10 protein-coding genes are annotated in these 13,070 nt (G+C 63.8%); 3 read left to right on the top strand and 7 right to left on the bottom strand.

The features are described 5' to 3' along the window. Positions 1-65 precede the first annotated feature (65 nt). The gene (locus tag IVB12_RS12700; protein WP_247299286.1) at positions 66-926 is read left to right on the top strand and encodes a D-amino-acid transaminase; all 861 of its coding nucleotides are present in this window, start codon (positions 66-68) and stop codon (positions 924-926) included. Between the two features lie 88 nt (positions 927-1,014). Here IVB12_RS12700 and IVB12_RS12705 read toward each other — a convergent pair whose 3' ends face one another. From IVB12_RS12705 to IVB12_RS12715, 3 genes are read right to left on the bottom strand one after another with little or no spacing between them, the layout of a single operon-like run. Next, positions 1,015-1,476, bottom strand: a complete 462-nt coding sequence (locus IVB12_RS12705; protein WP_247277651.1) for a carboxymuconolactone decarboxylase family protein — start codon at positions 1,474-1,476, stop codon at positions 1,015-1,017. Between the two features lie 26 nt (positions 1,477-1,502). Further along, positions 1,503-3,113, bottom strand: a complete 1,611-nt coding sequence (locus tag IVB12_RS12710; RefSeq protein ID WP_247299287.1) for an MDR family MFS transporter — start codon at positions 3,111-3,113, stop codon at positions 1,503-1,505. 15 nt (positions 3,114-3,128) lie between these two features. Further along, positions 3,129-4,280, bottom strand: coding sequence for an HlyD family secretion protein (locus IVB12_RS12715; RefSeq protein WP_247299288.1), 1,152 nt, complete (start codon positions 4,278-4,280; stop codon positions 3,129-3,131). 133 nt (positions 4,281-4,413) lie between these two features. On the opposite strand from IVB12_RS12715, the gene IVB12_RS12720 reads away from it, so the two are divergent. Next, the gene (locus IVB12_RS12720) at positions 4,414-5,325 is read left to right on the top strand and encodes a LysR family transcriptional regulator (RefSeq protein ID WP_247299289.1); all 912 of its coding nucleotides are present in this window, start codon (positions 4,414-4,416) and stop codon (positions 5,323-5,325) included. 12 nt (positions 5,326-5,337) lie between these two features. Here IVB12_RS12720 and IVB12_RS12725 read toward each other — a convergent pair whose 3' ends face one another. Further along, complete coding sequence (locus IVB12_RS12725) at positions 5,338-8,769, bottom strand: indolepyruvate ferredoxin oxidoreductase family protein (protein ID WP_247299290.1); 3,432 nt, start codon at positions 8,767-8,769, stop codon at positions 5,338-5,340. 156 nt (positions 8,770-8,925) lie between these two features. On the opposite strand from IVB12_RS12725, the gene IVB12_RS12730 reads away from it, so the two are divergent. Continuing rightward, entirely contained in the window at positions 8,926-9,381 is a 456-nt protein-coding gene (locus IVB12_RS12730) for an Lrp/AsnC family transcriptional regulator (protein ID WP_247299291.1), read from the top strand. Positions 9,382-9,566: 185 nt separating this feature from the next. Here the strand turns inward: IVB12_RS12730 and IVB12_RS12735 are convergent, their stop codons facing one another. The 3 genes from IVB12_RS12735 to IVB12_RS12745 are packed head-to-tail and all read right to left on the bottom strand — an operon-like array spanning position 9,567 to position 12,808. Next, a complete protein-coding gene (locus IVB12_RS12735; protein WP_247299292.1) occupies positions 9,567-10,352 on the bottom strand; it encodes a fumarylacetoacetate hydrolase family protein in 786 nt (261 codons plus the stop codon). Beyond that, positions 10,340-11,734, bottom strand: a complete 1,395-nt coding sequence (locus tag IVB12_RS12740; RefSeq protein WP_247299293.1) for an LLM class flavin-dependent oxidoreductase — start codon at positions 11,732-11,734, stop codon at positions 10,340-10,342. The genes IVB12_RS12735 and IVB12_RS12740 overlap by 13 nt, the downstream gene beginning before the upstream one ends. A gap of 21 nt (positions 11,735-11,755) precedes the next feature. Beyond that, complete coding sequence (locus IVB12_RS12745; protein ID WP_247299295.1) at positions 11,756-12,808, bottom strand: Ldh family oxidoreductase; 1,053 nt, start codon at positions 12,806-12,808, stop codon at positions 11,756-11,758. Positions 12,809-13,070 lie beyond the last annotated feature (262 nt).

The raw sequence follows: 13,070 nt of genomic DNA on the forward strand, positions 1-13,070 counted from the left end.
GTTTATCGTCCGCGCCAAATCTCCTATACCGGTGGGCAAATCCCCTTTCCGCCAGGAGACCTGCCTTGGACTCGATTGCCTACGTCAACGGCTCATTCGTCCCGCTCTCGGACGCGAAAGTCTCGATCCTCGACCGCGGCTTTCTGTTCGCCGACGGCATCTACGAGGTCTCGGCCGTTCTCGATGGCAAGCTGGTCGACAATGCCTCGCATCTGGCGCGGCTGGAGCGCTCGGTCGGCGAGATCAAGCTGACGCTACCGGAGACGCTCGAGCGCATCACCGAGTTCCAGAAGGAACTGATCGCACGCAACAAGCTCGAGAACGGCCTCGTCTACCTCCAGGTCACGCGCGGTGCCGACAAGGGCCGCGACTTTGCGTTTCCCAAGGGTGACGTCAAGTCGAGCCTGGTGATGTTCACCTCGGAGAAGGATATCATCAACGCCGCGTCGGCGAAGACCGGCATCAGCGTGATCACCGTGCCCGACATCCGCTGGGAACGGCGCGATATCAAGAGCGTGGCACTGCTGGCGCAGGTGCTGGCGAAGCAGGCCGCGGCCGAAGCCGGCGCCGGCGAAGCCTGGATGCTGGAAGACGGCTATGTCACCGAAGGCGGCTCGTCCTCGGCATTCATCCTGACGCAGGACGATGTCATCGTGACCCGCAAGAACTCCAATGCGATCCTGCCGGGCTGCACCCGCAAGGCCGTGGTGGCGCTCGCCGAAGAGCGCCAGCTCCGCGTTGAGGAGCGTTCTTTCACGGTGGCCGAGGCGCTGGCTGCAAAGGAGGCTTTTGCGACGTCGGCCTCACTGTTCGTGCAGCCGGTGGTCGCGATCGATGGGAAAAAGATCGGCGACGGCAAGCCCGGCCCGTTGGCAACGCGGCTGCGCGAGATCTACGTGGAGTTCGCCAAGGCGACGGCGGTTTAAGCCACACCCATTGCTGTCATCGCCCGGCTTGACCCGGGCGACGACAGTTGTGGGGGTGGAGGCGACGTTGCGTCCATGACGCCACTCCTCACCCCACCGACGCCTTGACCTTCACCGGGTGAACTGCGCGGAACGAGATCGCGATCCTGTTCCAGGCGTTGATGGTCGCGATCAGCATGGTCAGGTTGACCGTTTCCTCCTCGGAGAACTGTGCGCGGACCTGCTCGTAGACGTCGTCCGGCGCGTGCGTCTGCGAGATCAAGGTCACTGCTTCGGTCCAGGCCAGCGCGGCGCGCTCGCGGTCGGAATAGAGCGGAGATTCGCGCCAGGCGTCGAGCAGATAGATGCGCTGCTCGGTCTCGCCGCGCTTGCGCGCGTCCTCGGTATGCATGTTGATGCAATAGGCGCAGCCGTTGATCTGCGAGGCCCGGATCTTGACGAGCTCGATCAGTGACTTCTCCAGGCCTGTCGACTGGATCTGCGTCTCCAGCGCCATCAGTGCTTTGATCGTGTCGGGCGCGGCCTGGTAGTAGTTCATGCGCGGCTTCATGGTCGTTCTCCTTGCTTGGATAGAGGTCAGTGGGCTCCGCCGGGGGAAGTCTGGCCGGGCTTCTTCAGGAACAGGGCTGCGACCAGGGCCACGATCAGCGCCGCGCCAAGCAGATAGAAGGTGTCGCTGAAGGCGAGGATATAGGCCTGCTTCTGCACGATACGGCCGATCGCGACATAGGCTCGATGCGACGCATCCGCATGGTCGAGGATGCCGTGATTGATGAAATACTGGGTGAGCTGCTCCAGCCGTGTGCGCGTCGCCTGCTCGAACACCGAGACCGACTGCATCAGCACGTTGGAGTGATACTGCTCGCGCTTGGTCAGCACGGTCTGGAGCAGCGCGATGCCGACGGCGCCGCCGAGATTGCGCATCATGTTGAACAGGCCTGACGCCGAGCCTGCGTTTTCCGGCTCGATGCCTGATGTTGCCACCGCGGACAGCGGCGCCATCACCAGCGCCTGGCCAATCGCACGGACGACGTTGGGCCAGAACAGCTGATCGGCGGCATAGTTGCTGGTCATGGTGATGTTCATGAAGTTGGAGGCCGCGAACAATACGAAACCGACGCCGATCACCAGCCGTGCGTCGAACCTCTGCATCAGGCGAGGGACGAGCGGGATCAGAACGAGCTGCGGCAACCCGGTCCAGGCCAGCACGAAACCGATCTGCTCGGCATTGTAACCTTGGATGCGAGCCAGATATTGCGGCAGGATGAACACCGAGCCGTAGAGTGCGATACCAAGCAGGAAGTTCGCGAGCATGCCGAAGCCGAAATTGCGCCGCACCAGCAGGCGCAGGTTCAAGAGCGGCTTCTTCACTGTGAGCTCGATGACGAGGAAGGCGGTGAGCGCAACGCCAGCGATTAACGACAGTTTCACGATGAACGGCGAGCCGAACCAGTCGTCCTTGTTGCCTTCCTCCAGCACGGTCTGCAGCGTGGACAGCCCGATCGCCATGGTGATGATGCCGGCCCAGTCGCCTTCCCGCAACAGCGACAGCTTCATGGGCGTTGCGTCGAGCGCGTACCAGAGCATACCGACCATGATCGCGCCGGGCACGAGGTTGACGTAGAAGATGTACTGCCAGCCGAAATTCTCGGTGAGATAGCCGCCGATGGTCGGGCCGATCGCGGGTGCGAACGTCGCCGATAGCGCGAACAGCGCAAGGCCCACGGGCTGTTTTCCGCGCGGCAATAACGTGATGATCAGCGTGAAGGCCATCGGAATCAGCACGCCGCCGGTGAAGCCTTGCACCGCGCGCAGCACGATCATCTGCGACAGATCCTGCGCCAGCGCGCAGGCCGCCGACAGAGCCAGGAACAGGATCGCGTTGGTGAGCAGATAGAGGCGGATCGAGAACACCTGCGCGAGCCAACCTGAGAGCGGGATCACCACGATCTCGGCGATCAGATAAGAGGTCGAGATCCAGCCGCCGTCGTCGATGCCGGCGCCGATCGCACCCTGGATATCGGCCAACGAAGCGTTGACGATCTGGATGTTCAGCACCGCCATGAAGGCGCCCAGGGTCGCGCCGATCACCGCGATCCATGTTCTTGCGGAAACCGCCGGGGTGGCAGGCGCAGCCGGGGCGGGGAGGCCGGCTGCGGCGTTGAGGGTGGGTTGGAGCGTGCTCATGGAAGCCTCGTCAGCTCAGCCGCCATTCGGACGGGATGTGTTGTCGGCGAGATGCCTGGCCGTCTCGCGCTCGGCCAGCACCGCCTGCTTGGTGTCGACGGTCGGCACCGCGGACATGCCGGGGCGCAGCAGGCCGGTCAGGCTGTGGTCGTCGAGCACGATCTTGACCGGCACGCGTTGCACGATCTTGGTGAAATTGCCGGTGGCGTTGTCCGGCGGCAGCAGGGCGAATTCGAGCCCGCTTGCCGGCGACAGACTGTCGACATGGCCGCGCAGGGTCTGGCTGCGGAAGCTGTCGACGCGTAGCTCGACTGGCTGGCCGGGGCGCATATGCGTGAGCTGCGTCTCCTTGAAGTTCGCGACGACATAGACGGCATCCAGCGGCACCACGGCCATCAATTGTGTGCCGGCTTGTACGTACTGGCCGACGCGTAGGCTCCGTGCGCCAACCGTGCCGTCGACCGGCGCGGTGATCTCGGTATAGGACAGGTTCAGCGCCGCCTGCTGCGCCACCGCGCGGGCGCGCTCGAGTTGGGCCGTCGCCTGGGCCCGCTGGGTGGTGAGCACGTCGACCTTGCGCTGCGCCGCCAAGAGGCCGGATTTGGCGTGCTGCAATTGCGCGGTGCTGGCGCGCAGCGCTGAATCGGTCTGCTGCGCGCGCTGGATGGTGCCGGAGCCCGACTTCATCAGGTCGTCGTAGCGGGCGCGTTCCTCCTGGGCGAATTTCAGGTTGGCCTCAGCAGCGATGACATCGGCGGTGCTCTGCGCGATGATCGGCTGTTGCAATTCGAGCTGGGCATCGATGTTGCGCACCGAGGCTTCGCCGGCCTCGACATCGGCGCGGGCCTGGTCGAGGGCTGTCTTGAAGTCACGATCGTCGATCTTGGCCAGCAGCTGGCCCGCTTTGACTTTCTCGTTGTCGCCGACCAGCACCTTCGCGATGTAGCCCGAGACCTTAGGCGCGATGATCGTGGAATCGGCCTTCACATAGGCGTCGTCGGTGGATTCGAGATAGCGGCCGGTCTTCAGGTAATCGTAGCCATAATCGGCAGCGACCACGACGCCGAGGGCCAGCGCCAGGCCGACCGCGCCCCGCTGGAGCGCCTGGCGAGACGGGCGAAGCCAGATTTTCTCATTTGTTTCAGTAACATACGAAGCGTTTGACATGACATCCTCGACATTCCCGGGCGCCTCCTAAGGGGCACCGCTGGCTCTAAGATGCGTTGTCCTCATAGCTGTGATAATCGTGGTATTAGTGGAAGAATTATCCAGTCCAGATGGATAATCGGAGCTCCGAGACATGGACCGCTTCAGCAGCCTCACGGCGTTCGTCCGGGTGGTCGATAGTGGCGGCTTTTCCGCCGCGGCCCGCCGGCTCGACATGTCGACGACAATGGTGAGCAATCATGTCCAGGCGCTCGAAGAGCGGCTGGGGGTGCGGCTGCTCAATCGGACCACGCGGAAAGTCAGCCTCACCGAAATCGGCAAGGCCTATTACGACCGTGCCACGCAGATCCTCGCCGATCTCGAACAGGCCGACGACATCGCGAGCGAATTGCAGTCGGTCCCCCGCGGCACGCTGCGCATCCACGTCGCCACGCACATGGTGCCGTTCGCCGCGCCGGTAGTCGCGCAGCTCCTGTCGACTTATCCGGAGCTCAAGATCGACCTGCGCATGGGCGAGGCCGACGTCGATCTCATCGAGGAAGGTTATGACGTCGCCTTGCGCATGACCCAGCCGCGGGATTCCAGCCTGATCGTGCGGAGTCTCGCCACGTGGCGCCATGTGCTGTGCTGTTCGCACGACTATCTCGAGAAGCACGGCCGCGTGCAGAAGCTCGATGAGCTCTCGGCGCATAATTGCGGCCGGCACCTGAATTATCCTTTCGGTGACGAGTGGCGCTTCCTCGATCGCAAGGGTGCGCCGGCATCGGTGCGCATCTCAGGCAGCTTCGTCACCAACAGCGGAGAAGCATTGCGGAAGGTGGCGCTGGAGGGCGCAGCCATCTGCCTAATGGCCGGGTTTCTCGTTCAAGACGATCTCGAATCGGGTCGGCTGGTCCGTCTGTTGCCGGAATATCGGACCGTCGAGCTGTCTATGAACGCGGTCTATCCGCATCGCCACCATCTGACGGCGAAGGTCAGGACCTTCATCGACATGCTCGTGCATCACAGCGCCGAGCAGCAGAAGCTGATCAACCCTTATTCATGAGGACGAATGCGGTCAGGCTGCCTTGGCCGCGACCGGCCGCGCCAGCAAGGATTCGACGTCGGTCTTCACCTTCGCGATCGCAGCCTCCTTCACCGGGCCATAACCGCGAATGTCCATGGGAGCCCTAGCGATGGCCGTGAGATTCGGCAGGCGTGCCGCGTCGAGCTCGCCGAGCATCCGCTCGATCAGGCCTTCGTACCAGGCGATCAGCTCCCGCTCGGCACGCCGTTCGGCCGTGTAGCCGAATGGATCGAACGGTGTTCCGCGCAGCCCCTTCAACCGCGCCAGCATGAGGAGCGGTGCCTGGATCCACGACCCGAAGGCGCGCTTGCGCGGACGCCCACGTGCATCGCGGCTTGACGGCAGGAAAGGCGGGGCAAGGTGATACTGGATGCGGAAGCCATCCTCGAACTCGCCTTTTAGCTCGTCGAGGAAGCCGCTCTGCATATGCAGCCGCGCCACCTCGTACTCGTCCTTGTAGGCCATCAGCTTGAACAGGGCGCGGGCAACCGCGCCGGTCAGAGCTTCGCTGTTCAGGACAGCCTCGGCGCGGCGGACCCTCGCGACGAGCGCCCGGTAGCCCGCCGCATAGGCTTCGTCCTGATAGGCGGTGAGGAAATCGGCGCGGCGTTCGATGAGTTGGTCGAGTGTCTCGGCCGTGGGCACGCCGTCCGTCTTCGGCAGAAAATCCGGAGCGGCAGCGGCGATGCGGCCCCAGGCGAACGCCTGCTTGTTGCGTTCGATGGCGATGCCGTTGAGCTCGATCGCGCGCAGCAGCGCTTGCAGCGAGACCGGCACCAGTCCGTGCTGCCAGGCAAAACCCAGCATGATGATGTTGGCATAGACGGCGTCGCCGAGCAGCCGTTCGGCCAGCGCATTCGCGTTGATCGTATCGAGATTGCCGTCGCCGATCACGCGGCCGATGGCGCGCAGGCGGGCAGTGGAGGCGAGGTCGGCATCGCGGAAGCGGACGACGTCGCCGGTCGGCATCTCCGCGGTATTGACCGCGGCGCGCGTGCCGCGGCGATAGGTGCCGGAGGCCTTCGACGAGGAGCTCACGACGAGATCGCAGCCGATCACCGCATCGGCCGCGCCTTGGTCGATACGAACCTGATGCAGCGCCCCGGGGGAAGCGGCAAGCCGGATGTAGCTCAGCACGGGGCCGAATTTCTGCGCAAAGCCGGTAAAATCCAGCACCGAGACGCCGCTTCGTTCGAGATGCGCGGCCATGCCGATCAGCGCGCCGACCGTAATTACGCCGGTGCCGCCGACGCCGGTCACCAGCAGGTCGTAGGGCCGGTCGAGCGTCGCGAAGGCGGGCAGAGGCAGCGTCGCGGCACGGCCGATCGCGTCGACCCGGCTCGCGGTTTTCTGGCGACGCGTGGCGCCTTCGACGGTAACAAAACTCGGACAGAAGCCGTTGAGACAGGAAAAATCCTTGTTGCAGGCCGAGAGATTGATCTGGCGTTTGCGGCCGAACGGCGTTTCCTTCGGCTCGACGCTGAGACAGTTGGACTCGACCGAGCAATCGCCGCAGCCTTCGCAGACGAGATCATTGATGTAGACATAGCGCTTCGGGTCGTTCATCTGGCCGCGCTTGCGCCGCCGGCGCTTCTCGGTGGCGCAGGTCTGCTGGTAGATCAGCACGGAGACGCCTGGCACCTCGCGCAGCTCGCGCTGCACCGCGTCCATCTCCTCGCGTGGATGGATGGTGACGCCGGTTGGCAGGTCGGGCGGAGAAAATTGCGCGGGATTGTCCGACACCAGCGCGATACGCTCAACACCTTCGGCGCGGACGCTGTGGGCGATGGCATGCACGCTGACCGGCCCGTCGACTGGCTGGCCGCCGGTCATCGCTACGGCATCGTTGAACAGGATCTTGTAGGTGATGTTGGCATTGGCCGCGATCGCCTGCCGGATCGCCATCGAGCCGGAGTGATAATAGGTGCCTTCGCCGAGATTTTGGAACACGTGCTTGTGGCCGGTGAATTTCGATGAAGCCGCCCAGTTCACGCCCTCGCCGCCCATCTGGATCAGCGAGGAGGTCTCACGGTCCATCCAGCTCGCCATGAAGTGGCAGCCGATGCCGGCCAGTGCCTTGGAGCCCTCCGGCACCTTGGTCGACGTGTTGTGCGGACATCCCGAGCAGAAATAGGGTGTGCGCGTCGCGCCTGGGACGTTGATCGTGCGCGCGGCCTCCGGCATCAAGGCAGCTGCCCGCGCGGCGAGATTGAGGCCTGGAAACATCGGGTCGAGCCGGCGCGCCAGCACGGCAGCCAGCGCGCGCGGCGACAATTCGCCGATCCACGAGATCAGCCGCGCCCCCCGCTCGTCATGCTTGCCGACCATGCGCTCGGGCTTCGCGCCCGGATAATCGTAGAAATATTCCTTGAACTGGCTCTCGATGATGCCGCGCTTCTCCTCGACGACGAGGATCTCGCGCTTGCCCTTCACGAACTCCATGGCGTCATGGAGCGCCAGGGGCCAGACCATGCCGACCTTGTAGATGTCGATGCCGATGCTGCGGCAGGCCGTTTCATCGAGGTCCATCAGCCGCAGCGCTTCCATAAGGTCGAGATGCGCCTTGCCCGTGGTGACGATGCCGTAGGTGGCACCCGGAATGTCGTAGATGTGCCTGTCGATCGGATTGGCCTTCGCAAAGGCGTAGACGGCGTGCTTCTTCGCTTCCAGCCGTTCCTCGATCTGCGGACCCGGCAGGTCTGGCCAGCGATAGTGCAGGCCTCCCGGTGGTGGCGCGAAGTCGGGCGTGCGGAAGTCGCGGGGCGGGCTTAGCGCCACGGACGCGCCAGACTCCACGATCTCCGAAATCGCCTTGAAGCCGACCCACATGCCGGAGAAGCGGCTCAGTGCGTAACCATATTCGCCGAACTCGAGATATTCGCCGACGCTTGCCGGGTGCAGCGTCGGCATGAACCAGCTCATGAAGGCGACGTCGGACTGGTGCGGCATCGAGGATGAGACGCAGCCATGATCGTCGCCGGCGACCACCAGCACGCCGCCATGCGGCGAGGAGCCATAGGCATTACCGTGCTTGAGCGCATCGCCCGAGCGATCGACGCCGGGGCCCTTGCCGTACCAGAGCCCGAACACGCCATCGACCTCGCGGTCCCCTTGCGTCTCGACTTGCTGCGATCCGAGCACGGCGGTTGCCGCAAGGTCTTCGTTGACTGCGGGGAGGAATTCGATGCGGTCGCGCTTTAATCGCTCCTGGATGCGCCAGAGCTCGAGATCGACGCCGCCAAGCGGCGAGCCGCGATAGCCGGAGATGAAGCCCGCGGTATTGAGGCCGCGGGCGCGATCGCGCCTGACCTGGTCGAGTGCGATACGGACGATCGCCTGTGTGCCCGTGAGGAAGACACGGCCTTGCTCGCGGTCATAGCGGTCGGAGAGTTCGTAGATGTCGAGGGACGGAATGGCGTCCATGCGGACCTCCCGCGGCATTTCCTGCCGGATCAGCAGAGGTTAGGCTCGGACGGCTGGTAGGTCTTACCTATCTTTCCCGGTAGGCGCGGTTATTCTGGTAGATATAACCCGATTTGGCCTATCATTCGGTCAAGTTATCCGGTTTATGAGGATTCCATGATCGAAGAGCAGGATGCGCGGATTCTTGCGCACCTCCAGAAGGACGGCCGCGCCACCAACCAGCAGCTTGCCGACGAGGTCGGCATGTCCACCTCGGCCTGCTGGCGCCGGGTGCGCGCGCTTGAGGAAAGCCGCGTCATCCGTGGCTATGCAGCGCTGATCGATCGCGAGCGGGCGGGCTTTGCGATGTCCGCCATCCTCCACGTCTCGCTGGAGCGGCATGACGCCAAGTTCGTCGATGAATTTGTCGCGCGGGTCACCACGCGCCGCGAGGTGCTGGAGTGCTTTGCGACCACGGGCGATGCCGATTATCACTTGCGCGTCGTCGTGCAGGACATGGCCGCCTACAACAGATTCTTGGACGAATTCATGTTCCGCATCCCCGGCATCCGCTACGTCCGCAGCAATGTGGTGCTGAAGGAGATCAAGACGAGCGTGGCACTGCCGTTTTGACGCAGGTGTGCACGGATTATCCGTGGTCGTCCCGGCCCTGCTGCGCCATTGCGCAGGGAGCCGGGACCCATGATCACGAATGCCAATTGTTTGCGAAGCTGTAACAACGAGTCCCGATCATGACATCGGCTGCGGCGGTATGGCTCCCGGCTTTCGCCGAGACGACACTGTGGGTGCAGCGTGCGCTATACCTTCTCCCTGACAAACCTATTCCGCAACGTCCCGATGCCGCTGATCTCGATCTCCACGACATCGCCGTGCTTGATATCCGGCGAGGCTCCGTCCGTCCCCATCCAGATCACGTCGCCGGGCCACAGCGTGAAATACTTCGTCAGCTCGACCAGGAACGGCACCACGCCGAAGATCATGTCGTTGGTTTGGAAGCGATTGGTCTCCTTGCCGTTGACCCGGACGATCGTCTGCATCCCGGCGAGGTCCGCCTCGGTCTCGATCCACGGACCCATCGGCTTGAACGTGTCGGCGTTCTTGGAGCGCCACAGGCTGCGATCAGCCTTCTGCCAGCTGCGCTCGCTGACGTCGTTGCCGATGGTGTAGCCGAACACGCAATCCATCGCGTTCGCTTCGGTGAGATGCTTCACTTTTTTGCCGATGACGACGACGAGCTCGCCTTCATAGTGGATCTTGTCCGTTGCAAAGGAAGGGATCACGACATCCTGGTCATGTGCGATCAGCGCGTTTTGGGCGCGATAGCCGATCTCGGGACGGTCTGGCACTGCCGGCACCTCGCCGCGCTTGTCGGCGGCCTCCTTCAGGTGCTTCAGGTAGTTCAGGCCGACGCAATAGAAGGTGCGGGGAATCAGCGGCAGCTCGATGGTAACTTGTGACAGCGGATGCGTGCGCGAGCTGCGCCGCCATTCACTGAAGGGGTCGCCGTCGACGGCGATCACCTGGTCGTCTTCAACGATCCCCCAGGACGTCCTGTCCCTGGCAGTGAATTTCAGCCAGCGCATGTTATGCCCTCATTGTCATTCCGCGGCATCGCGGGCTGCGTCTTCCAGGCACCGGGTGCCGGCCGCTTGAGCCCGAGATTTTCCCGCAACGTCTTGCCGCGGTATTCTTTCTGGAACAGGCCGCGCCGCTGCAATTCCGGCACGACGTGTTGCACGAAATCCGCGTAGGAGCCGGGTACGTAAGTCGCGGCGATGACAAAACCGTCGCAGCCGCGCTCGGCGAACATCTCTTCCAGCTTGTCCGCGATCTCCTTGGGACCGCCGACCATCGCATCCTGAACCTGGCCGCGGCCGGAGTAGGTGACGAAGTCACGCGCGCTCGGATTGTTCTTGCCCGAATTCTTCAGCACGCCGTCGCGAATGCCTAAGATGCCCTGCATGCTCTTCAGCTCTGCCGTCGTCAGCGGCTCGTCGAGATCCTTGGAGGCGAAATCGTAGTTGAGCGCTTCGGCGAGCAGCGACAACGCGTCGATCTCGAGCGGAAGTTTGTTGATCAGCGCCATCTTGTCCTCGGCCTCCGCCTTGGTCGCCGCGCAGACCGGCGTCGTCAGGTTGCAGAGGAGCATCTGGTCGGGATCGCGGCCAGCCTTGGCGGCTTCGTTGCGCACGGAAGCATAGCCTTCCTTGGCGCCCGCGAGGTTGCGCGCGGCGGTGAAGATCACCTCACCCCATCGCCCGGCAAAGCGCTGGCCGCGACCGGACGCGCCGGCCTGGATGATCACGGGATGGCCCTGGTCCGAGCGCGGCACGGTGAACGGTCCGCGCGACTTGAAGGCCGGTCCATTGTGATCGAGTCGCTTGACCTTGGTGGGATCGGCAAAGCGGCCGCTCTTCTTGTCCATGATGAGCGCGCCGTCCTCCCAGGTGTCCCAATGGCCGAGCACGACCTCCATGAACTCGTCGGCGCGGTCGTAGCGGGAATCATGCTCGGGGTGCGAGTCGCGCCCCATGTTGAGCGCCTCGCCGTCGTTCAGCGAGGTGACAACGTTCCAGCCGGCGCGCCCGCCGGACATCAGGTCGAGCGTTGCGAAGCGTCGGGCGACGTCGAACGGCTCGTAATAGGTGGTCGAGCAGGTCGCGCCAAGTCCGAGCTTCTCGGTGACCATGCCCATCGTGGTCAGCACGATCAGCGGGTCCATCTTCACGCAGCGGATGCCGTATTCGACGGTGTGGGCGTGATCGTTGCCGTAGCGGTCCGGCATCGCAAGGCGATCGTCGAAGAAGGCCATGTGGAATTTGCCGGCTTCGAGGATTCTCGCGATCTCCTGATAATAATCCGCCGACATCGAATCGTTGCGCGAGTCCGGATGCCGCCAGGAGCTCGGCAAGTTCGTGCAGTTCTGCGCCTGGAGGAAGCCGACCAGTACCATCTGCCGCGTCATGCTGCTGTTCTCCTGATGCCGTCAAGCCAGATCGAGGACGGTGTCGAGCCGGTACTCGCGCGCCAGCGCGCGCAGCTTCCCCCAGGTAGTATCCTCGATCTCGATGCCGTCGCGCAGGCGTTGCCGCTCGCGCAGGCCCTCGATCTCGCCGGGATAGAACACGCCCGTGCTGCCTTCGGACGGCGGCGTCGATTTGAGGTAATGCGCAAACTCGGCGACTTCACGCTTGAACTCCTTCAGCGGACGGAAGGCCGCGACGTTGAACACCGCCATGAAGCATCCGTCATTGTGCCGCCCGGTCGGCTCGACGCCGAAGCCGAGACCGGTGAGCAGGCCGCACAGCACCTCGACCATGGCAGCAAGACCGCTGCCCTTGTAGCCCTCGGTGCCGCCGAGCGGCAGCAGCGCGCCGCCGTTGCGATATTGGGACGGATCGGTGGTGTGCCGCCCCTCGGCATCGATGATCCACCCCGCCGGAATCTCCTCGCCGCGGGCGAGCGCGAGCTGGATCTTGCCGGCCGCCACCGCCGAGGTTGCCATGTCCAGATAGAACGGCGCATCGAGGTCGGACGGCACCGCGATCGAGATCGGGTTGGTGCCGAGCCGCGCCTCCTTGCCGCCAAACGGGGCGACGTGCTTCGGCGAGCGGCCGGAGTCCGCGGTCGCGATTCCGATCATACCTTCCCGCATCGCCATCAACGGATAAGCGGCAAGGCGGCCGACATGGCTCTGCCGGAACACGGTGCAGGCGGCGACGTTCGCCGTCTTCGCCTTCTCGATGGTCAGTGCCATGGCCTTGGCGTTGACGTGGTAGCCGAACCCCCAATGGCCGTCGATCACGGTCGTGGTCGGCGATTCCTGGACAATGGTCCATTTGGCGCCGGGAACGATGTGTCCGGCCTTGATGCGGTCGATATAGGTCGGAACGGCGATCACGCCGTGCGAGTCATGGCCGGCGAGATTGGCGTTGACGCAGCCGAACGCCACCGCGTCCGCTTCTTCCTCGGACGCTCCGGCGGCGCGGAGCAGCGCTGCGCTGATGCACGTGAGACGTTCGGCCCCGACGATCGGCATGGCGTTTCCCCGGCTTGGTGCCCTTAACAGGGAGTTTGTTCGGTGCATGGTCTCAAAGCGCCGGTGCGATATCAATCTCCCGTAAACCAATACAGGGCTGCATTTTCGTAAAGAGAACGCGCCTTCGGTCGAAAGTTCATGCCATGCGGCGGTATTTTCGACAGTTTGGCGCCGGCCGTTCGCCGCTCATTCACTTTGATCGAGGGTTTGCAGCGCGCAATAACGTCCACTTAGGCGATCGCCACCCATAAAGTCACCCGGG

Origin of the sequence: Bradyrhizobium sp. 179 (assembly GCF_023073535.1) — a bacterium.
GTDB lineage: Bacteria > Pseudomonadota > Alphaproteobacteria > Rhizobiales > Xanthobacteraceae > Bradyrhizobium.